The sequence below is a fragment of the Streptococcus mitis genome, from assembly GCF_946190325.1.
In the GTDB taxonomy this organism is placed as follows: Bacteria; Bacillota; Bacilli; order Lactobacillales; family Streptococcaceae; genus Streptococcus; species Streptococcus mitis_CF.
Window position 1 is genome coordinate 65,971 of the sequence record NZ_CAMHZR010000002.1, and the last position, 20,416, is coordinate 86,386.

The following is a 20,416-nucleotide window of genomic DNA, read 5'->3' on the forward strand; positions in this document are numbered from 1 at the left end:
TCCTCTTTTAAAAAATATTTTTATAATCTAGGACATCTGCAAAGCGATTCTCCCAAATGTCCTCATAAAATTCATTTATCGTTTCTGCTGGAATGTCATCCCCATCAAAGGTTGTGACAGCACCTTCTGGAATAATCAGCTTATAGCCATATTCAAAGGCAACCTTGACAGAGGTATCCACACAATATTCTGTCTGCATGCCACATAAAACTAATTTTTCAATCCCCTGTTTATCCAAGTATTCTTTTAAGCCAGTTTCTTTGAAAATACTATTATACTTCTTCTGAAAGACCTTTTCATCAGGTTTTCGATTTAAAAGCGCAGATAACTGCCAATCTTCTGATGTTTGAGCTTCAGGATTCTCAATATGTTGAACATAGATAATTTCGATATTCTTACTTCTAGCATGGTTTTGTAAATAAGAAATTTTTTCCAATAGACTATTTGTCTGAAAACCGGTTTCCACTAAAATATTCTGAACATCAATGATTATAAAAGCCGTCTTCATTTAGTCCTCTTTCAAATAGTGCACAAAGGCGTTATAGGTTTCAAGGGTTTGGGGATAGATGGGGAATCCCTGATGAGCCAGATACTCCACAGTACGAGCTGTTTCGTAGGCAACTGCCTTATTGAGCGATAAACTTGCAATCTCACGTGCTACATCCACTCCTGGAAAGGCACGATTGTGCTCGATATAGTCTGCGACATAGATAACCTTATCAAGATCTGTCATCTGATCCGCCCCAACTGTATGGATTTCAATGGCTCGTAGAATTTCTGAATCATGCAAATCCAAATCTTCCTGAATTTTGTAAATTCCGACCATCCCATGCCAGACATTATTGCCCCAGTTTTTGAGGTTAGGGTCTAGCTGATAACGGTCAATCAAGTCTAAAAATTCCTGATCTGACAGCTTTTTAGCATAGTCATGAAGAAGGCCTGCAAGACCTGCTTTCTCGACATCGACTCCAAAGCGCTGAGCCAGTTCTATGGCTGCACTCTCCACACCCAAGCAATGGGTTAAGCGTTTTTCAGGCAGAAGCTCTGCCATTTTTTCCAACAAAGCCTCACGAGAGCAGTTGATATAGTCTTGATAGGCCATCAGTAGAGCCCCTCCTTTTCGATGTAGTCTAGCACAGGCTGAGGCAGGAGAAAGTTGGGTTTCCGACCTTGGGCAAGGAAGTCACGCACCATGCTGGACGAGATATCCATGAGAGGCACATCCACCCAGATAACGGGATAGGAAGTCCCTGCCTTGTAGCGTGGACGCTGAACTCCGACAAACTGAACCATGTCGACCAGCTCATCAATTCGGTACCACTTAGGCAGATAATCCACCATATCAGCTCCAATAATGAAGTAATAATCGGTGTCTGGATGTTGCTCGGTCAAAATCTTCATGGTGTCGTAGGTGTAAGAAATGCCCTTGCGCTCTAGCTCAATGGTTTCAATGTCCAGACCTTCAATCCCCTCTATCGCCAATTCAAGCATCTTGAGACGATGGTTCTCAGAGATGGTTTCCTTTTTATCTACATGAGGAGGTTGGTATTCAGGCATAAGCAGAACTTGATCCAGTCCCAACTGTTGCCGTACTTGGTCCGCAACAATCAGATGGGCATTGTGAACAGGGTTAAAATTCCCCCCTAAAATTCCAACTTGCTTGCGTTTTTTCTCCTTGATTTCTGGCTCCAACTCTACCTTGGTAAAGGGAGTCAATAATTCGATTGCCATAGGCTAGTCTCCTTTATTTCTCTGTAAAAAACAGTTGTTTGGAGTATAGTGGTTAAATTTCTTTTACTTTTTTAGAAATCTTGCGATTTTCTTTCTTGCTAGATTGTTTAAACAAAATCAAGATGCGTCCGATTTTTTGGACTGTATCCACACCGATTTCTTCTTCCAAAATTTCAGCTACTTCATGGATATTTTCATCGGTGTTTTGCAAGAGCGTTACCTTGATCAATTCACGAGCGTCAAGAGCTTGACGGACGCTGGTTTTGATTTGGTCGTTCAGTCCATTTTTCCCGATTTGGATGATGGGTTTGAGGGTGTGTGCCTGGCTGTTGAGGAAGGCACGTTGTTTTGATGTTAATGACATAATTTCTTCCTTGTTTTTTTGATAGTTATTTTAGGTGGTGAGGGACGGTCGGAACTAATTTTCCAAAGATCTCATCTTTGAAAAATGGATTTCCTGACCTCACAATTGAGCCTTGGTCTCAATTGTGCCCCTTGCCAATCTACAGATTGGCAAGACACCACAGCAATAACTATCTCTTTATGAGCTCACTTTGTTCGCTCAGTAATTTTATTTTAAATAATTGCTTTTCGCGTGACGACTGCGACACCTTCTGGTGCCCAGACGGCGACTTTGGCTGTTCCTGTTACGCGGATCCAGCCGAGTCCAGAGATGACTAGGTCTGTCTTGTCCTTGATGGTAAATACATGTTGGACTAGTTTTGGAAAATCTTCTTTTTCCTTGCTATTTGGTGGTGTCAGAAGGGTTCCTACATGCTTGTCATAGAAAGCACTAGCTCCTTCAAGCTTGGTTCGGTGGAGTTTGAGTTCATTATCAAAGAAGGCTGTGAATCCTTGCTTTTCACCCGCAATGAAGTCAAAGCGTCCGAGACCGCCTAGAAACAGTGTTTGTTCAGGATTGAGCTGATAGGTTTTGGGTTTAATTTCCTTTTTAGGGCTGACATACTTGAGGTTTTTAGCCGTCAAGTAGTGAGCCATCTGGTGGCGGTGGATAATTCCCGGCGTATCGTAGATATAAGAACCGTCGTCAAGCGGAATCTCAATTTTGTCCAAGGTTGTCCCTGGGAAGCGCGAAGTCGTGATGACATTCTGATCACCCGTGATTTCTTGAATGATGGCATTGATGAGGGTTGATTTTCCAACGTTGGTTACACCGACCACATAGACATCGCGGCCCTTACGGTAGTGTTCAATCTTGTCAATGACTTCCTTAATGGCATGTTTGTTTTGTGCTGAAGTTAGGACGACATCGACTGGACGAAGACCTTCTTCGTGGGCACGTTCCATGAGCCACTGGCTAATCTTGCCTGGTTTAACTGACTTGGGCAGGATATCTTTTTTATTTCCAACCAAGAGGACATCATTTCCCGAGACAAAGCGTGGCAAGCCTGGAATGACAGAGCCATTAAAATCAAAGATATCAATGACATTGACCACTAAGGCATCACTGTCTCCCACCTCGTGCAAGAGCTTGAGGAAATCATCGTCCGTCAACTGGACATCCGTGATTTCATTATAGTGGCGGAGACGGAAACAGCGTTGGCAATAGACTTCGCCAGTTTCCAAACCTTTTTCAAGTGCCGACTGGGGGGTAAAACCAAGACCAGCCTTATCTGTCGTCTGAATGGTTGCTCCACAACCAATACAGAGAATTTCTTCCATAGTTAAATTCCTTTTTTATATGTAATCGGTCCGTACGTTTCAGTGATTTTTCGCTTCACACGGCGCTCACGAGCTCGGTTGATCTGTGTTTTGATCGAGTCATGTTGGACCAAGGGTTTGACTAAAATCGAGCGAATGCCTGCACGGTGGGCTGCTCGTATATCTGTCATGAGCTGGTCGCCAACCATGACCACTTCACTTTTCTCATAATGAAATTCCTTCATGGCACGGTCAATCCCAAATGTGAAGGGCTTCAGAGCCCAATAAACGTAGTCAATCCCAAATTTCTCAACTGCTCGTTGGACGCGTTTTTTAGTGTTATTTGATACCACAATGATGCGAATGCCCGCGTCCCGAAGATCATGTAGCCATTGCTTCATCTCTGGCGTCCCGTCAGGGTTGTTCCAAGCAATGAGGGTATTGTCCAAATCGACCAAAACAGCCTTGATTCCATGCGCCTGCAGGCTTGGGACTGTCAGATCATAGACTGCTTCCACAGCAAAGTCTGGCATGTAGTTTTCAATCACCATTTTGGCTCCTTTTCTTTTATTTTCTAGTAATTTTCTTCAGCCATTGAGATAAGGCCACCCATAAAATCAAGCTAGTCATTAAGATATAAATCCAAGCATTTGGCTCTTCTGTAAATGGTAGAGGAACATTCATTCCGAAGAAACCTGTAATAACCGCAAGTACTGCTAGTAAGACGGAGATAATAGTCAAAATTGACAAACTATCATTCAAGTTATTGTTTAGGATGTTGTTGTAAGAAGCTGAGAGTTGTTGCAAGACTTGAGAAATCAAGTCTGTCATAGACACCAACTGATGGGCTTCAATCATTGCATCATCAAACTGCTCTCGTTCGACATCATTAAATCTCCGATAAAGAGCATGGCCCTGGATATGTTCCAAGAGGAGTCGATTTTGTTTTGCTGCTGCTGTCAAGTAAACCATACCAGTCTCCAAGTCAGAGAGGGCGAAGAGATTTTTCTTTGTTGTAGTTTGACGTAGCAAGGCACTAATTTCGTCCTTACTTTTATCCATCTCTTCAATGACAGGATAATAAGCGTTACTGATAATCTCTAAACCAGCAAAGAGAAACTTGTAAATAGAAAGCGACTCATGGCTATCCAGATAAGCTGACATCTGATCAATGACATAAGCATTCTTATGGTTGCTGATGGTAATCATTCGTTGTCTTTCGACGATAAAGGTCATGGGAATCGCTTCATAATATTCTTTGTCTTTTTCTAAATCAAGAACATTATAAATAAAGGTTACCGTCTCCGTTTCACGGTTATAATCCATATGAGCTCGTTCATTTCTATCCAGAGCATACTCAATGGTTTCCTTGTCCAATCCATAGATGTCAGAAAGATCTTCCATATTTTTAATCTTATCCACATCAAGGTCTATCCAGGTACAACCATTGCCCAACTGCTTTTCTAAAACCATCTTTTCTCCTTTATTAAACTCTTTCTATTGTACCACAAATTACTTAAAATAACAGGTCTAGTCTGTGCGTGAGAAATTGCTGACGACGGTGATATTCCGATTGGGAACGAAGTGCAGAACCTGATCTTCTCCTCTGAGTTGCGTTGTTCGAATGCCGACACTGACAACCTTGCCCGATACGGTAATAGGACCATTTGTCAAAACGACCTCATCTCCCACATCCAGTTGACGTTCAAAGAGGATGAAAAAGCCATTGATGACATCAGATAGAAAGCCTTGGGCTCCCATCCCAATAGCCACCCCAGCAATCCCAGCCCCTGCCAGCAAACTAGAAACTGGCAAACCTAAAATCGACAAAATGCAGTAAAGCAAAAAGAAATAAAGGGTATAATTAAACACATTTTCTAACAGACGTGAGATGGTTTTCTGACGCCCGATATCATGACGAGACATTTTTAAAGAAGGTTTAACAATTCTCTGCACCATGGTATGAAGTAGTTTCTTAGCTATATAGAATAGCAAAAATAGAAATAACAGAGAAATTAACTTGGTTAAGATATTCTCAATAATCGTTGTTATATCAAGCTTATTGAGGTAGGTTTGAATAAATTCTTGCATAGAAAACTCCTTTCATTTATTATACCATACTTTCACAAGTGATGAATCTCCATAAATATTCAAAAATAATAGCCAAAATAGACAGAAAATTCTTGATTTTAGCTCATATTTATACTATAATCATAAACATTACACAACAAAGGAGATTGTTATGAAAAAAATCATTCATGCTTGGAATAAGGCAAGCCTAATCAAACGGATTTTGATTGGTATGCTTATTGGAGGAACCCTAGGGCTGACACTTCCTAACATTTCAGGAATTGGTTTACTTGGAGATCTCTTTGTTGGTGGCCTCAAAGCCATCGCACCTATTCTAGTCTTTGCCCTCGTTGCCAATGCCCTTTCCCAACATCAAAAGGGGCAAGATAGCAACATGAAAACGGTTATCTTCCTTTACTTGGTAGGAACCTTTGCAGCAGCACTTGTTGCTGTCCTAGCAAGCTTCATTGTCCCTGTTGAGATTACCTTAAATAGTGCCAATACAGAAATCGCACCACCAGATGGGATTGGACAAGTCCTCAGCAACCTCTTGCTCAAACTAGTTGACAATCCAGTCAATGCCCTCATTACTGCCAACTACATCGGTATCCTATCTTGGGCAGTCATTTTCGGGATTGCTATGAGAGAGGCCAGCAAAAACAGTAAAGAATTGCTGAAAACCATGGCTGATGTGACTTCTAAGATTGTCGAATGGATCATCAACCTAGCTCCATTTGGTATTCTTGGTCTTGTCTTCAAAACCATCTCTGATAAGGGAATCGGCAGTCTAGCCAACTACGGAATCTTGCTTGCCCTCTTGGTGACAACTATGTTCTTTGTGGCCCTAGTAGTCAATCCATTGATTGCCTTCCTCTTTATGAAGAGAAATCCTTATCCCCTCGTTTGGAAATGTTTGCGTGTCAGCGGTGTGACAGCCTTCTTCACTCGTAGCTCTGCGGCTAACATCCCTGTCAACATGAAACTTTGCCATGACCTTGGACTAGATCCAGATACCTATTCGGTTTCTATCCCACTTGGTTCTACTATCAACATGGCCGGAGCAGCGATTACCATTAACGTTTTGACCCTTGCTGCAGTAAATACTCTTGGAATCCCTGTTGACTTTGCAACAGCCTTTGTCCTCAGTGTGGTAGCAGCTATCTCAGCCTGTGGTGCTTCTGGTATTGCGGGAGGTTCCCTCCTTCTTATCCCAGTTGCTTGTAGCCTTTTCGGTATTTCTAACGATATTGCCATGCAAGTTGTCGGTGTTGGATTTGTCATTGGGGTCATCCAGGACTCATGCGAAACAGCCCTCAACTCTTCTACAGATGTCCTCTTTACTGCTGTTGCCGAATACGCAGCAGCCCGTAAGAAATAACTCATCAAGGCAAGCCTGCTCAGGTCTTGTCTTTTCCGCTTTTATCTAACTTACTAGGAAATCCTTATGTCTATTAGCCAACGTACGACCAAGCTCATCTTAGCTACCTGTCTTGCCTGCCTTCTTGCTTACTTTCTCAATCTCTCCTCAGCTGTCTCGGCTGGAATAATCGCCCTCTTGAGCCTATCCGATACCCGTAGAAGTACCTTAAAACTGGCCCGAAATCGCCTCTTTTCCATGCTTCTAGCTTTGGTTATCGGAGTTCTGGCTTTTCACTTGAGCGGATTTCATATCTGGAGCCTTGGCCTCTATCTAGCCCTCTATGTGCCTCTAGCCTACAAGATGGGATGGGAAATTGGCATCACACCAAGCACTGTTTTGGTTAGCCACCTCTTGGTACAAGAGACAACCTCTCCAGACCTTCTAGTCAACGAATTCCTTCTCTTTGCAATCGGTACAGGATTTGCCTTACTTGTCAATCTCTACATGCCTTCACGAGAAGAGGAAATTCATCATTACCACACATTGGTAGAAGAAAAGTTAAAAGATATCCTCCAGCGCTTCAAATATTATTTATCCAGAGGGGATGGACGCAACCGAGCACAACTGGTTGAAGAATTGGACACCCTTTTGGAAGAAGCCCTCAGACTGGTCTATCTAGATCACTCTGACCACCTCTTTCACCAGACCGACTACCATATCCACTATTTTGAAATGAGACAGCGACAAAGTCGTATCCTGCGAAACATGGCCCAGCAAATCAACACCTGTCACCTAGCTGCCAGTGAGAGTCTGATTTTGGCCCAGCTCTTTTCAAAAATTGCTGGTCAACTGAGCCAGACCAATCCTGCTTCTGATTTGCTAGATGAAATTGAACGTTATCTGAAAGTCTTCCGTAATCGCAGTTTGCCCAAGACAAGAGAAGAATTTGAAACCCGTGCCACACTTCTTCAACTCCTACGTGAAGCCAAAACCTTCATCCAAGTAAAAGTTGATTTTTATAAAAAATATGGACAGTAAAAAAGAAAACTTCAGACCAATCACAAAAGGTGAATATCTGAAGTTTTCTTTTATTTGTAAGTTATTACCATAAAGGTTAATAGTAAAATGAATAAGGTCTAATATTCAACATCTTTTTGATAGAGGGCTAAGGTAAAACCCCACATACTTTGCTGTCTTATTATCCACGACACTAATTTTTACAAATCAATTTCATTTACCACACATAGTTAGTAAGACAGTTAGCTAGACCTCTCACTACCAGTTACAACGGAAAAGCCCACGAATCGATATTATTCGTGAATTTTTCCTAGTGAAGCGTTTAGGTAAGCCGCCATAGCGGTTACCGTCAAATGACAGCAACTTTATGTTGCTAGTTATTTGTAACGATTTACATCTTCTCCTCTAACTCTACATCTGGATACTTGTCCGCAAACCAGCGGAGGGCAAAGTCATTTTCAAAGAGGAAGACTGGTTGGTCAAAACGGTCTTTGGCCAAGATATTGCGACTTGATGACATGCGTTCATCCAAGTCCTCAGGTTTGATCCAGCGAACGGTCTTTTTACCCATTGGGCTCATGACTACTTCCGCATTGTACTCGCCTTCCATACGATGCTTGAAGACTTCAAACTGGAGTTGGCCGACAGCACCCAGCATATACTCGCCTGTTTGGTAATTCTTATAAAGCTGAATGGCTCCTTCTTGCACCAATTGCTCGATTCCCTTGTGGAAGGATTTTTGCTTCATGACATTCTTGGCAGAAACTTTCATGAAAATCTCAGGTGTAAAGGTTGGCAGTGGTTCAAATTCAAATTTGTTTTTTCCAACCGTCAAGGTATCCCCAACCTGATAAGTACCTGTATCGTAAACCCCGATGATATCTCCTGCCACGGCATTAGTCACATTCTCACGACTTTCCGCCATAAACTGGGTAACATTAGACAGTTTAGCACCCTTACCAGTACGAGGCAAGTTGACACTCATACCACGTTCAAATTCACCCGATACGATACGTACAAAGGCAATACGGTCACGGTGTCGAGGGTCCATGTTGGCTTGGATTTTAAAGACAAATCCTGAGAAGTCCTTGTCGTAAGGATCCACAATTTCTCCATCTGTTTTCTTGTGCCCATGTGGTTCTGGAGCAAACTTAAGGAAGGTCTCAAGGAAGGTCTGCACACCAAAGTTTGTCAAAGCTGAACCGAAGAAGACTGGTGTCAATTCTCCATCCAGAATAGCTTCCTCTGAAAACTCATTACCAGCTTCATTTAAAAGTTCAATATCATCCTTGACTTGCTCGTAGAAAGGATTGCTACCAAAGAGTTTGTCCCCATCTTCTAGACTAGCAAAACGCTCATCCCCTTTATAGAGCTCCAAGCGTTGGTTATAGAGATCATACAAGCCTTCAAAGGCTTTCCCCATCCCAATTGGCCAGTTCATCGGGTAGCTAGCAATGCCCAATACTTCTTCCAATTCTTGCAAGAGGTCCAGTGGCTCACGTCCGTCACGGTCTAGCTTGTTCATAAAGGTAAAGACTGGAATACCACGGTGTTTCACAACCTCAAACAATTTCTTAGTTTGGGCCTCGATACCCTTGGCAGAGTCCACCACCATGACCGCAGCATCCACCGCCATCAAGGTACGATAGGTATCTTCTGAGAAGTCCTCATGCCCTGGCGTGTCGAGGATATTCACGCGCTTACCATCGTAGTCAAACTGCATCACAGATGAGGTCACCGAAATCCCACGTTGCTTCTCGATATCCATCCAGTCAGACTTGGCAAAAGTCCCTGTTTTCTTTCCTTTAACCGTACCAGCTTCACGAATCTCGCCCCCAAAGTAGAGCAACTGCTCCGTGATGGTTGTTTTCCCTGCGTCCGGGTGGGAGATGATGGCAAAAGTACGACGTTTCTTAATTTCTTCTTGAATATTCATAAGTTCTCTTTCTTTGATTTTCTATTTTTAGTTATTTCAATAGCTAAGAATGATTTTACATTGGATTTTACCATTCCTTTCAACACTCCATTATATCGGATTTTAGCATTTTTTTCAATTTCTATTTCTTTTCAGCTCCCCCTCCCTTATTTATAGGAAAATATGGTAAAATAGAACAGACTAAAAATCATCATTTCACGAAAGGATGCAAGATGAAAATTACGCAAGAAGAGGTAACACACGTTGCCAATCTTTCAAAATTAAGATTCTCTGAAGAAGAAACTGCTGCCTTTGCGACTACCTTGTCTAAGATTGTTGACATGGTTGAATTGCTGGGCGAAGTTGACACAACTGGTGTCGCACCTACTACAACCATGGCTGACCGCAAGACTGTACTCCGCCCTGATGTGGCCGAAGAAGGAACAGACCGTGATCGCCTGTTTAAAAACGTACCTGAAAAAGACAACTACTATATCAAGGTACCAGCTATCCTAGACGATGGAGGAGATGCCTAATGACTTTCAACAATAAAACCATTGAAGACTTGCACAATCTCCTTGTCTCTAAGGAAATTTCAGCAACTGAATTAACACAAGCAACACTTGAAGATATCAAGTCTCGCGAGACCGCTATCAACGCTTTTGTTACCATCGCTGAAGAGCAAGCTCTTGCTCAAGCTAAAGCTATTGATGAAGCTGGAATCGATGCTGATAATGTCCTTTCAGGAATTCCACTTGCAGTTAAGGATAATATCTCTACAGACGGTATTCTTACAACTGCAGCCTCAAAAATGCTCTACAACTACGAGCCAATCTTTGATGCGACAGCCGTTGCCAATGCAAAAGCGAAAGGCATGATTGTCGTAGGGAAAACCAACATGGACGAGTTTGCCATGGGTGGATCAGGTGAGACTTCTTACTACGGTGCCACTAAAAATGCTTGGGACCACAGCAAGGTCCCTGGTGGATCATCAAGTGGTTCTGCTGCAGCTGTAGCCTCAGGACAAGTTCGCTTGTCACTTGGTTCTGATACTGGTGGATCTATCCGCCAACCTGCTGCCTTCAATGGGATCGTCGGTCTCAAACCAACCTACGGAACAGTTTCACGTTTCGGTCTCATTGCCTTTGGTAGTTCATTAGACCAGATTGGACCTTTCGCTCCGACTGTTAAGGAAAATGCCTTCTTGCTCAATGCTATTGCAAGCGAAGATGCCAAAGACTCTACTTCTGCTCCTGTCCGCATTGCCGATTTTACTTCAAAAATCGGCCAAGACATCAAGGGCATGAAAATTGCTTTGCCTAAGGAATACCTTGGTGAAGGAATTGACCCAGAGGTTAAGGGAACCATTCTGAACGCAGCCAAACACTTTGAAAAACTTGGTGCTATTGTTGAAGAAGTGAGTCTACCTCACTCAAAATACGGTGTTGCCGTCTACTACATCATTGCTTCATCTGAAGCTTCATCAAACTTGCAACGTTTTGACGGTATCCGTTACGGCTACCGCGCAGAAGATGCAACCAACCTTGATGAAATCTATGTAAACAGCCGTAGCCAAGGTTTCGGTGAAGAGGTTAAACGCCGTATCATGCTTGGTACATTCAGTCTTTCATCAGGTTACTATGACGCCTACTATAAGAAGGCTGGTCAGGTCCGTACCCTCATCATCCAAGATTTCGAAAAAGTCTTCGCGGATTACGACTTGATTTTGGGCCCAACTGCTCCTAGTGTTGCCTATGACTTGGATTCACTCAACCACGACCCAGTTGCTATGTACTTGGCTGACCTCTTGACCATACCTGTAAACTTGGCAGGACTGCCTGGAATTTCTATTCCTGCTGGATTCTCTCAAGGTCTGCCTGTCGGTCTCCAATTGATCGGTCCTAAGTACTCTGAGGAAACCATTTACCAAGCTGCTGCTGCTTTTGAGGCGACAACAGACTACCACAAACAACAACCCGTGATTTTTGGAGGTGATAACTAATGAACTTTGAAACAGTCATTGGACTTGAAGTCCACGTAGAGCTCAACACCAATTCAAAAATCTTCTCACCTACTTCTGCCCACTTTGGAAATGACCAAAATGCCAACACTAACGTGATTGATTGGTCTTTCCCAGGAGTTCTGCCAGTTCTTAATAAAGGTGTTGTCGATGCCGGTATCAAGGCTGCTCTTGCCCTCAACATGGACATCCACAAAAAGATGCACTTTGACCGCAAGAACTACTTCTACCCTGATAATCCAAAAGCCTACCAAATTTCTCAGTTTGATGAGCCAATCGGTTATAACGGCTGGATTGAAGTGGAGCTAGAAGACGGTACAACTAAGAAAATCGGTATCGAACGTGCCCACCTAGAAGAAGATGCTGGTAAAAACACCCACGGTACAGATGGCTACTCTTATGTTGACCTCAACCGCCAAGGGGTGCCATTGATTGAGATTGTATCTGAAGCTGACATGCGTTCTCCTGAAGAAGCCTATGCTTATCTAACAGCCCTCAAGGAGGTTATCCAGTACGCTGGTATTTCTGACGTTAAGATGGAAGAGGGTTCTATGCGTGTGGATGCCAATATCTCCCTTCGCCCTTATGGTCAAGAGAAATTCGGTACCAAGACAGAGTTGAAGAACCTCAACTCCTTCTCAAACGTTCGTAAAGGTCTTGAATACGAAGTCCAACGTCAAGCTGAAATCCTTCGCTCAGGGGGTCAAATCCGTCAAGAAACACGCCGTTACGATGAAGCTAACAAGGCAACCATCCTCATGCGTGTCAAGGAAGGAGCTGCAGACTACCGCTACTTCCCAGAGCCAGACCTACCAATCTTTGAAATCTCAGACGAGTGGATTGAGGAAATGCGAACTGAGTTGCCAGAGTTTCCAAAAGAACGCCGTGCGCGTTATGTATCTGACCTTGGCTTGTCAGACTATGATGCTAGTCAGTTGACGGCAAACAAAGTCACTTCTGACTTCTTTGAAAAAGCTGTTACCCTCGGTGGCGATGCCAAACAAGTCTCTAACTGGCTCCAAGGGGAAGTCGCTCAGTTCTTGAATGCCGAAGGCAAGACACTAGAACAAATCGAATTGACACCAGAAAACTTGGTTGAAATGATTGCCATCATCGAAGACGGCACTATCTCTTCTAAGATTGCTAAGAAAGTCTTTGTCCACCTAGCTAAAAATGGCGGAGGAGCGCGTGAATACGTTGAAAAAGCAGGTATGGTTCAAATCTCAGATCCTGAAATCCTGATTCCAATCATCCACCAAGTCTTTGTCGATAACGAAGCGGCGGTTGCCGACTTCAAGTCAGGTAAACGTAACGCAGATAAGGCCTTCACAGGATTCCTTATGAAAGCAACCAAAGGCCAAGCCAACCCACAAGTCGCCCTTAAACTCCTTGCTCAGGAATTAGCGAAGTTGAAAGAAGATTAATATGTAAAAGAAACCAGCCTTGAGGTTGGTTTTTTCTTGACAAATACAAGGAAAGCGTTTACAATGTTACATGTAAAGTTTCCTAAAAAGAAAACTAAAAATCGTAACAATAAGGAGTTATTCATATGGCTACAATGAAAGCAGCTCGCTGGCATGCAGCAAAAGATGTTCGTATTCAAGAAGTAGAAGTCCCTGAGGTACTTCCGCACCAAGTAAAAGTTGCTGTTAAATTCACGGGAATTTGTGGTACTGACCTCCACGAATTTTTAGATGGCCCTATCTTCATCCCAACAGAAGAACATGTCTATTCTGGTCAAAAAGCACCAGTAACACTGGGACATGAATTTTCTGGTGAAATTGTAGAAGTCGGAAGCGATGTTACTCGTGTTAAAGTTGGTGATCGTGTTGCTGTAGAACCAATTCTAGCTAAGAATAACTTAGTTGGTAATTATAATTTGGATCCAAACCTTAATTTTGTCGGTTTGGCTGCAGACGGTGGATTTGCCAAATATTGTGTTTTAGACGGTGACTTAGTACATGTCATTCCAGATAGCTTAAGCTATGAGCAAGCTGCTCTCACTGAGCCAGCTGCTGTTGCAGTTTATGCAGTTCGTCAATCAGCACTAAAAGCTGGTGATACTGCTGCTGTCTTTGGCTTAGGTCCGATTGGTCTCTTAATTGTAGAAGCCCTTCGTGCAGCGGGTGCTTCTAAGATTTATGCTGTTGAACTATCACCTGAACGTCAAGCAAAAGCTGAAGAGTTAGGAGCTATCGTTGTCCGTCCGGAAGAAGGTGAAACAGCTGTTGAAGCTATTCATCGTTTAACAAACGGTGGTGTAGATGTTTCTTATGAAGTAACGGGTGTGCCAGTAGTTTTAGGACAAGCCTTAGCTGCCGTACATAAAGCAGGTGAGTGCATGGTGGTCTCTATCTGGGAACGAGAAGCAAATATTAATCCGAATGAATTTGCAATCCAAGAAAAGACACTAAAAGGAATCATTGCTTATCGTCATATCTTCCCTAAAGTATTAGAATTGATGGAACAAGGCTACTTCTCTGCTGAAAAATTAGTTACTAAGAAAATTAAATTGGAAAATATCGTTGAAGAAGGCTTTATCGAATTAACTCAAGATAAGTCACAAATTAAAATTTTGGTAGAACCAGAATAAAAAATCCATCTTTTTAAGACAATACTAACAGGTCGGAGTAAGCTTACTTCGGCCTTTTGAAATATAATACTCTTCGAAAATCTCTTCAAACCACGTCAGCGTCACATTACCGTGTATATGGTTACCGACTTCGTCAGTTCTATCCACAACCTCAAAACAGTGTTTTGAGCAACCTGCGGCTTGCTTCCTATTTTGCTCTTTGATTTCCATTGAGTATGAGAAGAAATATAGTGGATACTTTTTAACATTAACCACTCCACCTGACTAGGCAATATTCTTTTTCTCCCCTACCAAATCCCATTAACTATTTTGGCTTTATTTCCAGAAGATTTTATGGTAAAATGAAGAGTAATAATATTTATTAAAGAGGTAAAAACATGATTGAAGCAAGCAAATTGAAAGCTGGTATGACATTTGAAACTGCAGACGGAAAATTAATCCGCGTTTTGGAAGCTAGCCACCACAAACCAGGTAAAGGAAACACAATCATGCGTATGAAATTACGTGATGTCCGTACTGGTTCTACATTTGACACAAGCTACCGTCCAGAAGAAAAATTCGAACAAGCTATTATCGAAACTGTTCCAGCTCAATACTTGTACAAGATGGATGAAACTGCCTACTTCATGAATACTGAAACTTACGACCAATACGAAATCCCAGTCGTAAACGTTGAAAATGAATTGCTTTACATCCTTGAAAACTCTGATGTAAAAATCCAATTCTACGGAACTGAAGTAATCGGTGTAACTGTACCAACTACTGTTGAATTGACAGTCGCTGAAACACAACCATCTATCAAAGGTGCTACTGTTACAGGTTCTGGTAAACCAGCGACTATGGAAACTGGACTTGTTGTCAACGTTCCTGACTTCATCGAAGCTGGGCAAAAATTGATCATCAACACTGCAGAAGGAACTTACGTTTCTCGTGCCTAATCTCTAGAAAGAGGTCATTCTATGGGAATTGAAGAACAATTTGGCGAAATCGTTATCGCTCCACGTGTACTTGAAAAAATCATTGCCATCGCAACTGCTAAAGTTGATGGTGTCCACTCATTTTCAAATAAATCCGTATCTGATACCCTATCAAAACTCTCTCTTGGTCGTGGCGTCTACTTAAAAGAAAGCAACGAAGAACTAACTGCTGACATCTACCTCTATCTTGAGTACGGTGTGAAAGTACCAAAAGTTGCTCTTGCTATTCAAAAAGCAGTCAAAGATGCTGTCCGTGATATGGCTGATGTGGAACTTTCTGCTGTCAACATCCATGTTGCAGGAATCGTTCCAGACAAAACACCAAAACCTGAGTTGAAAGATCTATTTAACGAGGACTTCCTCAATGACTAGTCCATTATTAGAATCTAGACGCGAACTTCGTAAATGCGCTTTTCAAGCTCTCATGAGCCTTGAATTCGGCACAGATGTGGAAACAGCTTGTCACTTTGCCTACACGCATGACCGTGAAGATGCAGATGTGCAAATCCCTGCCTTTCTTCTGAACTTGGTTTCTGGCGTTCAAGCTCAAAAAGACGAGTTGGATAAACAAATCAACCAGCACCTCAAGTCAGGCTGGACAGTTGAGCGCTTGACCTTGGTCGAAAAAAACTTACTACGCTTAGGAATCTTTGAAATCACATCATTTGATACACCTCAGCTGGTAGCAGTCAATGAAGCTATTGAACTTGCTAAGAATTTTTCAGATCAAAAATCAGCCCGCTTTATCAACGGACTGCTTAGTCAATTCGTAACTGAAGAAAATGAATAATCGAAAAGGTGTTTGGTCTTCCAAGCACCTTTTGACTTTCCCCTCTGCATAGAGCAAGAAGCACACAAAAACTAGAACTAACTATCAGTTCTAGTTTTTGCGTATTATAAAGAATAATACTCAATGAAAATCAAAGAGCAAACTAGAAAGCCAGCCGTAGGCTGCTCAAAAACACGGTTTTGGGGTTGTGGATAGAACTGACGAAGTCAGTAACCATATATACGGGTAAGGGGACGCTGACGTGGTTTGAAGAGATTTTCGAAGAGTATAAGAACCACATAAAAACTAGAACTGACTGCCAGTTCTAGTTTTTATGTATTCTGAGGTATTAGTATTTTCTAAATCGTTGATAACGTTCTTCCAACAACGCTTCTAACGGTTTTTGTGAAAGTAGAGCTAGCTCCGTTTGGAGTTCTTTTTTAACATTCTTAATCAGTTCTTTGCTAGAAAGTCCTGCTTCAGAAATCACCTTATCCACCACATCCATTTCTAACAGTTCATGCGAAGTGATTTTCATCAGTTCTGCCGCTTCCATGGCACGACTGCCGTCTTTCCATAAAATAGAAGCAAAACCTTCTGGACTGAGAATAGCATAGATAGAATTTTCCAGCATCCAAACACGGTCCGCAACGGCTAGAGCCAGAGCCCCACCTGAACCACCTTCACCGATAATGATGGCGATAATCGGAACTTTCAGGTCACTCATTTCCATGAGATTGCGAGCGATAGCTTCTCCCTGTCCACGTTCTTCCGCCCCCACACCAGGATAGGCACCTGCAGTATTGATAAAGGTCACTACTGGACGACCAAACTTTTCAGCCTGTTTCATCAAACGCAGGGCCTTACGATAGCCTTCTGGATGCGGTTGGCCAAAATTCCGTTTGAGGTTGTCTTGCAAACTCTTACCTTTTTGGATACCAACCACTGTTACAGCTTGGTCCCCAAGCCAGCCGATGCCACCAACAACTGCACCATCATCACGAAAAGAACGGTCACCGTGTAATTGGATAAAGTCATCAAAAATGCTTGTTGCAAAGTCCAAGGTTGTCAAGCGACTCTGCTCACGCGCTTCTCTGACTATTTTTGCAATATTCATCTAGGACTCCCTCCATGCAATCTGACTAGGCTTGCAATCGTATCTGGCAAATCTCTTCTTTTGACGATAGCATCCACAAAACCATGTTCCAATAGGAATTCTGCCTTTTGGAAATCCTCAGGCAAGCTTTCACGAACTGTATTTTCAATGACACGACGCCCAGCAAAACCAACCAAACTTTGTGGTTCAGCCAGAATGATATCACCTTCCATAGCGAAAGAAGCTGTCACACCACCTGTCGTTGGATCTGTCAAAATGGTCAGGTAAAAGAGACCAGCATTAGAATGCCGTTTAACTGCTGCAGAGATCTTGGCCATCTGCATGAGACTCATGATTCCTTCCTGCATACGGGCTCCACCAGAGGCTGTGAATAGAACAACTGGCAATTTTTCGACAGTCGCATACTCAAACAAACGAGTGATTTTCTCACCTACAACCGTACCCATAGAAGCCATGATAAAGTTGGAATCCATAATCCCAAGAGCCACAGTCTGACCTTTTATAAGAGCTGTTCCTGTCACAACGGCTTCGTCCAGACCAGTTTTTTCACGCATAGCTGCTAGTTTCTTTTGATAGCCAGGGAAATGCAAGGGATCCTTGCTTTCAATCCCTGTAAACAATTCCTTGAAGGTTCCCATATCAATCGTCAAAGCCAAGCGTTCTTGGGCAGAAATACGAAAGGTGTAGCTACAATGTGGACAGATACGCTCACTTCCCAGATCCTTCTGATAAATGGTATGCTTACAGCCTGGACACTGGGAGAATAATTCATCTGGAACCTCTGGCTTAGCTTGAGGTTTTTCCCTAACCGAACGATTGGGATTGATTCGAATATACTTATCTTTTTTACTAAATAGAGCCATTGATTCCCCTTTTCGGTTTAAACTCTTGAAGTCATTTTATTCTTTTTCTTGATACTTGGGTAAAAAGGTTTCCATCAAGAAGGAAGTATCGTAATCTCCAGCAATGACATTGCGATCTGAAATGAGGTCAAGCTGGAAATCTGCATTGGTCTGCACTCCTTCAATCTCTAATTCATAGAGAGCACGTTGCATTTTCATCAAGGCATCAAAACGATTTTCACCATGAACGATGATTTTAGCAATCATACTATCATAATAAGGTGGAATGGTATAGCCTGGATAAACTGCTGAATCCACGCGCAAGCCAACTCCACCACTTGGCAGATGGAGATTAGTAATCTTACCTGGACTAGGAGCAAAGTTAAAGGCTGGATTTTCTGCATTGATACGACACTCGATGGCATGACCTCGTAGGACAATATCTTCTTGCTTAACAGACAGAGGCTGACCTGCCGCAATGCGAATCTGTTCCTTAACGATATCCACTCCTGAAACAAACTCTGTTACTGGATGCTCTACCTGAACACGTGTATTCATCTCCATAAAATAGAATTTACCGCTGGCTTCATCAAGCAGGAACTCAATGGTCCCTGCATTCTCATAGCCAACAGACTCTGCAGCTCGAACAGCAGCAGAACCAATTTCATGACGTAGCGTTTTGCCAATTGCAATCGAAGGACTTTCTTCTAAAACCTTTTGGTTATTCCGTTGAAGAGAACAATCCCGTTCACCCAAGTGAATCACATGTCCGTGTTCATCTCCTAGGATTTGAACCTCAATGTGACGAGCTGGATAGATAACCCGTTCAATGTACATGGCACCATTGCCATAATTGGCCTTGGCTTCACTAGAGGCCGTTTCAAAGGCTGAAACGAGGTCTTCTGGTTTTTCAACCTTACGAATCCCTTTACCACCTCCACCTGCTGAAGCCTTAAGCATAACAGGGTAGCCAATTTTTTCAGCAACAATCAAAGCTTCCTCAGAGTTATGCACTTCTCCATCTGAACCTGGAATGACTGGAACACCTGCTTTGATCATCTGAGCACGCGCATTGATTTTGTCTCCCATCATATCCATGACATGGCCAGATGGACCAATAAACTTGATACCAACTTCTTCACACATGGTTGCAAATTTGGAATTTTCACTGAGAAATCCAAAACCTGGGTGAATAGCTTCTGCCTCAGTCAAGACTGCAGCTGATAGAACCGCATTAATATTGAGATAAGACTCTGTTGCCTTACCAGGGCCGATACAAACTGCTTCATCTGCTAAAAGCGTATGAAGGGCTTCCTTATCAGCAGTTGAATAAACCGCCACCGTCGCAATCCCCAATTCACGCGCCGCACGGATAATACGAACCGCAATTTCACCACGATTGGCAATTAAAATTTTTCGAAACATGGAGAACCTCCTTAGTTCCCTATTGCAAAGGTAAGAGTTCCACTGGCCGCAAGCTTGCCATCCACTTCAGCCTTTGCTTCAGCCACAGCTATGGTGCCACGACGTTTTACAAACGTTGCCGTCATAACTAATTGGTCACCTGGTACAACTTGCTTCTTGAACTTAACCTTATCCATACCAGCGTAAAAAACCAGTTTACCTTTATTTTCAGGTTTTGATAACTCCAAGACACCAGCTGTTTGCGCCAAGGCTTCCATGATCAGAACACCTGGCATGACAGGGTATTGAGGAAAATGACCGTTGAAGAAGGGCTCATTAATGGTCACATTTTTGATGGCAACAATAGTATCCTCGCTCACTTCCAACACACGGTCCACTAGGAGCATAGGATAACGGTGGGGAAGGGCTTCTTTGATTCCTTGAATATCGATCATTTGATACGTACCAATCCTTTACCAAACTCAACCATTTCTTCATTAGAAACGAGAATTTCTGTTACCACACCATCCTTAGGAGCTGGGATTTCATTCATGACTTTCATGGCTTCAATAATTACCAATGTTTGGCCTTTTTTAACACTATCACCAACTGTTACAAAGGCAGGTTTATCTGGACCAGCAGCCAAGTAAGCCACCCCAACAAGTGGGCTCTCTACAACATCTCCCTCAGCAGCCACACTTGCTTCTACTGGCGCCGAAGTTTCTTCCACTACAGTTTCTGCTGGAGCAGATGAAGGTGCTACTGGACTTGGTGTTGCTAGAACGGGCGCTGGAGCGACTTGAGCTGCAACTTCAGGTACAAGTCTAGCTTCATTCTTGCTAAACTGCAACTCATCCGTCCCATTTTTATAAGAAAATTCTCTCAAACTTGATTGGTCAAATTGGGCCATCAAGTCTTTAATATCGTTTAAATTCATAC

General features: G+C 42.7%; 23 protein-coding genes. 9 read left to right on the forward strand and 14 right to left on the reverse strand.

What is annotated here, in order from left to right; translation table 11 throughout:
* Nucleotides 1–7: 7 nt before the first annotated feature.
* The 8 genes from N8M95_RS03310 to N8M95_RS03345 all read right to left on the reverse strand — a co-directional run bounded on the left by N8M95_RS03310 (nt 8) and on the right by N8M95_RS03345 (nt 5,484).
* Nucleotides 8–508: a cysteine hydrolase family protein gene (locus tag N8M95_RS03310; RefSeq protein WP_078237884.1), complete on the reverse strand. Its 501-nt coding sequence runs from the start codon at nt 506–508 to the stop codon at nt 8–10.
* Nucleotides 509–1,102, reverse strand: coding sequence for a bis(5'-nucleosyl)-tetraphosphatase (symmetrical) YqeK (gene yqeK, locus N8M95_RS03315; RefSeq protein ID WP_261116619.1), 594 nt, complete (start codon nt 1,100–1,102; stop codon nt 509–511). It lies immediately after the preceding gene.
* The gene (locus tag N8M95_RS03320) at nt 1,102–1,731 is read right to left on the reverse strand and encodes a nicotinate-nucleotide adenylyltransferase (protein WP_261116620.1); all 630 of its coding nucleotides are present in this window, start codon (nt 1,729–1,731) and stop codon (nt 1,102–1,104) included. Before N8M95_RS03320 ends, yqeK begins: the two co-directional genes overlap by 1 nt.
* A 52-nt stretch (nt 1,732–1,783) precedes the next feature.
* Entirely contained in the window at nt 1,784–2,095 is a 312-nt protein-coding gene (yhbY, locus tag N8M95_RS03325) for a ribosome assembly RNA-binding protein YhbY (protein WP_000060169.1), read from the reverse strand.
* A 212-nt stretch (nt 2,096–2,307) separates the two neighbouring features.
* Nucleotides 2,308–3,414 carry a ribosome biogenesis GTPase YqeH gene (gene yqeH, locus N8M95_RS03330; protein WP_020901601.1) on the reverse strand — a complete coding sequence of 369 codons (1,107 nt, stop codon included), beginning with the start codon at nt 3,412–3,414 and terminating at the stop codon, nt 2,308–2,310.
* 2 nt (nt 3,415–3,416) lie between these two features.
* Nucleotides 3,417–3,944, reverse strand: a complete 528-nt coding sequence (locus tag N8M95_RS03335) for a YqeG family HAD IIIA-type phosphatase (RefSeq protein ID WP_049500248.1) — start codon at nt 3,942–3,944, stop codon at nt 3,417–3,419.
* Nucleotides 3,945–3,960: 16 nt separating this feature from the next.
* Nucleotides 3,961–4,866, reverse strand: a complete 906-nt coding sequence (locus N8M95_RS03340) for a magnesium transporter CorA family protein (RefSeq protein ID WP_000242267.1) — start codon at nt 4,864–4,866, stop codon at nt 3,961–3,963.
* A 57-nt stretch (nt 4,867–4,923) separates the two neighbouring features.
* Nucleotides 4,924–5,484 carry a mechanosensitive ion channel family protein gene (locus tag N8M95_RS03345; RefSeq protein WP_049500250.1) on the reverse strand — a complete coding sequence of 187 codons (561 nt, stop codon included), beginning with the start codon at nt 5,482–5,484 and terminating at the stop codon, nt 4,924–4,926.
* 151 nt (nt 5,485–5,635) lie between these two features.
* Between N8M95_RS03345 and sstT the strand changes: the two genes are divergently transcribed.
* Nucleotides 5,636–6,841 carry a serine/threonine transporter SstT gene (gene sstT / locus N8M95_RS03350; RefSeq protein WP_141230462.1) on the forward strand — a complete coding sequence of 402 codons (1,206 nt, stop codon included), beginning with the start codon at nt 5,636–5,638 and terminating at the stop codon, nt 6,839–6,841.
* 66 nt (nt 6,842–6,907) lie between these two features.
* Nucleotides 6,908–7,861, forward strand: a complete 954-nt coding sequence (locus N8M95_RS03355; RefSeq protein ID WP_070479808.1) for an aromatic acid exporter family protein — start codon at nt 6,908–6,910, stop codon at nt 7,859–7,861.
* A 370-nt stretch (nt 7,862–8,231) separates the two neighbouring features.
* Here N8M95_RS03355 and N8M95_RS03360 read toward each other — a convergent pair whose 3' ends face one another.
* Complete coding sequence (locus N8M95_RS03360; RefSeq protein ID WP_125851457.1) at nt 8,232–9,776, reverse strand: peptide chain release factor 3; 1,545 nt, start codon at nt 9,774–9,776, stop codon at nt 8,232–8,234.
* Between the two features lie 212 nt (nt 9,777–9,988).
* On the opposite strand from N8M95_RS03360, the gene gatC reads away from it, so the two are divergent.
* The 7 genes from gatC (at nt 9,989) to nusB (ending at nt 16,135) form a co-directional block, all read left to right on the forward strand.
* The gene (gene gatC / locus N8M95_RS03365) at nt 9,989–10,291 is read left to right on the forward strand and encodes an Asp-tRNA(Asn)/Glu-tRNA(Gln) amidotransferase subunit GatC (RefSeq protein ID WP_000705419.1); all 303 of its coding nucleotides are present in this window, start codon (nt 9,989–9,991) and stop codon (nt 10,289–10,291) included.
* Nucleotides 10,291–11,757: an Asp-tRNA(Asn)/Glu-tRNA(Gln) amidotransferase subunit GatA gene (gene gatA, locus N8M95_RS03370; RefSeq protein ID WP_023946545.1), complete on the forward strand. Its 1,467-nt coding sequence runs from the start codon at nt 10,291–10,293 to the stop codon at nt 11,755–11,757. The genes gatC and gatA overlap by 1 nt, the downstream gene beginning before the upstream one ends.
* A complete protein-coding gene (gatB, locus tag N8M95_RS03375; RefSeq protein WP_001008638.1) occupies nt 11,757–13,199 on the forward strand; it encodes an Asp-tRNA(Asn)/Glu-tRNA(Gln) amidotransferase subunit GatB in 1,443 nt (480 codons plus the stop codon). The genes gatA and gatB overlap by 1 nt, the downstream gene beginning before the upstream one ends.
* A gap of 125 nt (nt 13,200–13,324) precedes the next feature.
* Complete coding sequence (locus N8M95_RS03380) at nt 13,325–14,368, forward strand: 2,3-butanediol dehydrogenase (protein WP_000224426.1); 1,044 nt, start codon at nt 13,325–13,327, stop codon at nt 14,366–14,368.
* A gap of 377 nt (nt 14,369–14,745) precedes the next feature.
* Complete coding sequence (gene efp, locus N8M95_RS03385) at nt 14,746–15,306, forward strand: elongation factor P (protein ID WP_000568643.1); 561 nt, start codon at nt 14,746–14,748, stop codon at nt 15,304–15,306.
* Nucleotides 15,307–15,327: 21 nt separating this feature from the next.
* Nucleotides 15,328–15,717 (forward strand): Asp23/Gls24 family envelope stress response protein, encoded by a 390-nt coding sequence (locus tag N8M95_RS03390; RefSeq protein ID WP_020902992.1) that lies wholly within the window; start codon nt 15,328–15,330, stop codon nt 15,715–15,717.
* Nucleotides 15,710–16,135 (forward strand): transcription antitermination factor NusB, encoded by a 426-nt coding sequence (nusB, locus tag N8M95_RS03395; protein WP_049500258.1) that lies wholly within the window; start codon nt 15,710–15,712, stop codon nt 16,133–16,135. The genes N8M95_RS03390 and nusB overlap by 8 nt, the downstream gene beginning before the upstream one ends.
* Before the next feature lie 328 nt (nt 16,136–16,463).
* Here the strand turns inward: nusB and N8M95_RS03400 are convergent, their stop codons facing one another.
* From N8M95_RS03400 to accB, 5 genes are read right to left on the reverse strand one after another with little or no spacing between them, the layout of a single operon-like run.
* Nucleotides 16,464–17,231, reverse strand: a complete 768-nt coding sequence (locus N8M95_RS03400) for an acetyl-CoA carboxylase carboxyl transferase subunit alpha (protein ID WP_261116621.1) — start codon at nt 17,229–17,231, stop codon at nt 16,464–16,466.
* Nucleotides 17,228–18,094, reverse strand: coding sequence for an acetyl-CoA carboxylase, carboxyltransferase subunit beta (accD, locus tag N8M95_RS03405; protein ID WP_061759873.1), 867 nt, complete (start codon nt 18,092–18,094; stop codon nt 17,228–17,230). Before accD ends, N8M95_RS03400 begins: the two co-directional genes overlap by 4 nt.
* Before the next feature lie 36 nt (nt 18,095–18,130).
* Nucleotides 18,131–19,498 carry an acetyl-CoA carboxylase biotin carboxylase subunit gene (accC, locus tag N8M95_RS03410; protein ID WP_261116622.1) on the reverse strand — a complete coding sequence of 456 codons (1,368 nt, stop codon included), beginning with the start codon at nt 19,496–19,498 and terminating at the stop codon, nt 18,131–18,133.
* An 11-nt stretch (nt 19,499–19,509) separates the two neighbouring features.
* On the reverse strand, nt 19,510–19,932 hold the full coding sequence (gene fabZ, locus N8M95_RS03415; RefSeq protein ID WP_045604893.1) for a 3-hydroxyacyl-ACP dehydratase FabZ: 423 nt from the start codon (nt 19,930–19,932) through the stop codon (nt 19,510–19,512).
* Complete coding sequence (accB, locus tag N8M95_RS03420) at nt 19,929–20,414, reverse strand: acetyl-CoA carboxylase biotin carboxyl carrier protein (RefSeq protein ID WP_045604894.1); 486 nt, start codon at nt 20,412–20,414, stop codon at nt 19,929–19,931. Before accB ends, fabZ begins: the two co-directional genes overlap by 4 nt.
* Nucleotides 20,415–20,416: the final 2 nt, after the last annotated feature.

Bases quoted from the DNA above. Each gene is read 5' to 3' on its own strand.
- nusB (WP_049500258.1), top strand. From the start codon at position 15,710: ATGACTAGTCCATTATTAGAATCTAGACGCGAACTTCGTAAATGCGCT.
- N8M95_RS03320 (WP_261116620.1), bottom strand. From the start codon at position 1,731: ATGGCAATCGAATTATTGACTCCCTTTACCAAGGTAGAGTTGGAGCCA.
- accD (WP_061759873.1), bottom strand. From the start codon at position 18,094: ATGGCTCTATTTAGTAAAAAAGATAAGTATATTCGAATCAATCCCAAT.
- N8M95_RS03335 (WP_049500248.1), bottom strand. From the start codon at position 3,944: ATGGTGATTGAAAACTACATGCCAGACTTTGCTGTGGAAGCAGTCTAT.
- N8M95_RS03355 (WP_070479808.1), top strand. From the start codon at position 6,908: ATGTCTATTAGCCAACGTACGACCAAGCTCATCTTAGCTACCTGTCTT.
- gatB (WP_001008638.1), top strand. From the start codon at position 11,757: ATGAACTTTGAAACAGTCATTGGACTTGAAGTCCACGTAGAGCTCAAC.
- N8M95_RS03340 (WP_000242267.1), bottom strand. From the start codon at position 4,866: ATGGTTTTAGAAAAGCAGTTGGGCAATGGTTGTACCTGGATAGACCTT.
- yqeH (WP_020901601.1), bottom strand. From the start codon at position 3,414: ATGGAAGAAATTCTCTGTATTGGTTGTGGAGCAACCATTCAGACGACA.
- yhbY (WP_000060169.1), bottom strand. From the start codon at position 2,095: ATGTCATTAACATCAAAACAACGTGCCTTCCTCAACAGCCAGGCACAC.
- N8M95_RS03345 (WP_049500250.1), bottom strand. From the start codon at position 5,484: ATGCAAGAATTTATTCAAACCTACCTCAATAAGCTTGATATAACAACG.
- N8M95_RS03390 (WP_020902992.1), top strand. From the start codon at position 15,328: ATGGGAATTGAAGAACAATTTGGCGAAATCGTTATCGCTCCACGTGTA.
- N8M95_RS03380 (WP_000224426.1), top strand. From the start codon at position 13,325: ATGGCTACAATGAAAGCAGCTCGCTGGCATGCAGCAAAAGATGTTCGT.
- gatA (WP_023946545.1), top strand. From the start codon at position 10,291: ATGACTTTCAACAATAAAACCATTGAAGACTTGCACAATCTCCTTGTC.
- gatC (WP_000705419.1), top strand. From the start codon at position 9,989: ATGAAAATTACGCAAGAAGAGGTAACACACGTTGCCAATCTTTCAAAA.
- N8M95_RS03400 (WP_261116621.1), bottom strand. From the start codon at position 17,231: ATGAATATTGCAAAAATAGTCAGAGAAGCGCGTGAGCAGAGTCGCTTG.
- accB (WP_045604894.1), bottom strand. From the start codon at position 20,414: ATGAATTTAAACGATATTAAAGACTTGATGGCCCAATTTGACCAATCA.
- sstT (WP_141230462.1), top strand. From the start codon at position 5,636: ATGAAAAAAATCATTCATGCTTGGAATAAGGCAAGCCTAATCAAACGG.
- N8M95_RS03360 (WP_125851457.1), bottom strand. From the start codon at position 9,776: ATGAATATTCAAGAAGAAATTAAGAAACGTCGTACTTTTGCCATCATC.
- fabZ (WP_045604893.1), bottom strand. From the start codon at position 19,932: ATGATCGATATTCAAGGAATCAAAGAAGCCCTTCCCCACCGTTATCCT.
- N8M95_RS03310 (WP_078237884.1), bottom strand. From the start codon at position 508: ATGAAGACGGCTTTTATAATCATTGATGTTCAGAATATTTTAGTGGAA.
- yqeK (WP_261116619.1), bottom strand. From the start codon at position 1,102: ATGGCCTATCAAGACTATATCAACTGCTCTCGTGAGGCTTTGTTGGAA.
- efp (WP_000568643.1), top strand. From the start codon at position 14,746: ATGATTGAAGCAAGCAAATTGAAAGCTGGTATGACATTTGAAACTGCA.
- accC (WP_261116622.1), bottom strand. From the start codon at position 19,498: ATGTTTCGAAAAATTTTAATTGCCAATCGTGGTGAAATTGCGGTTCGT.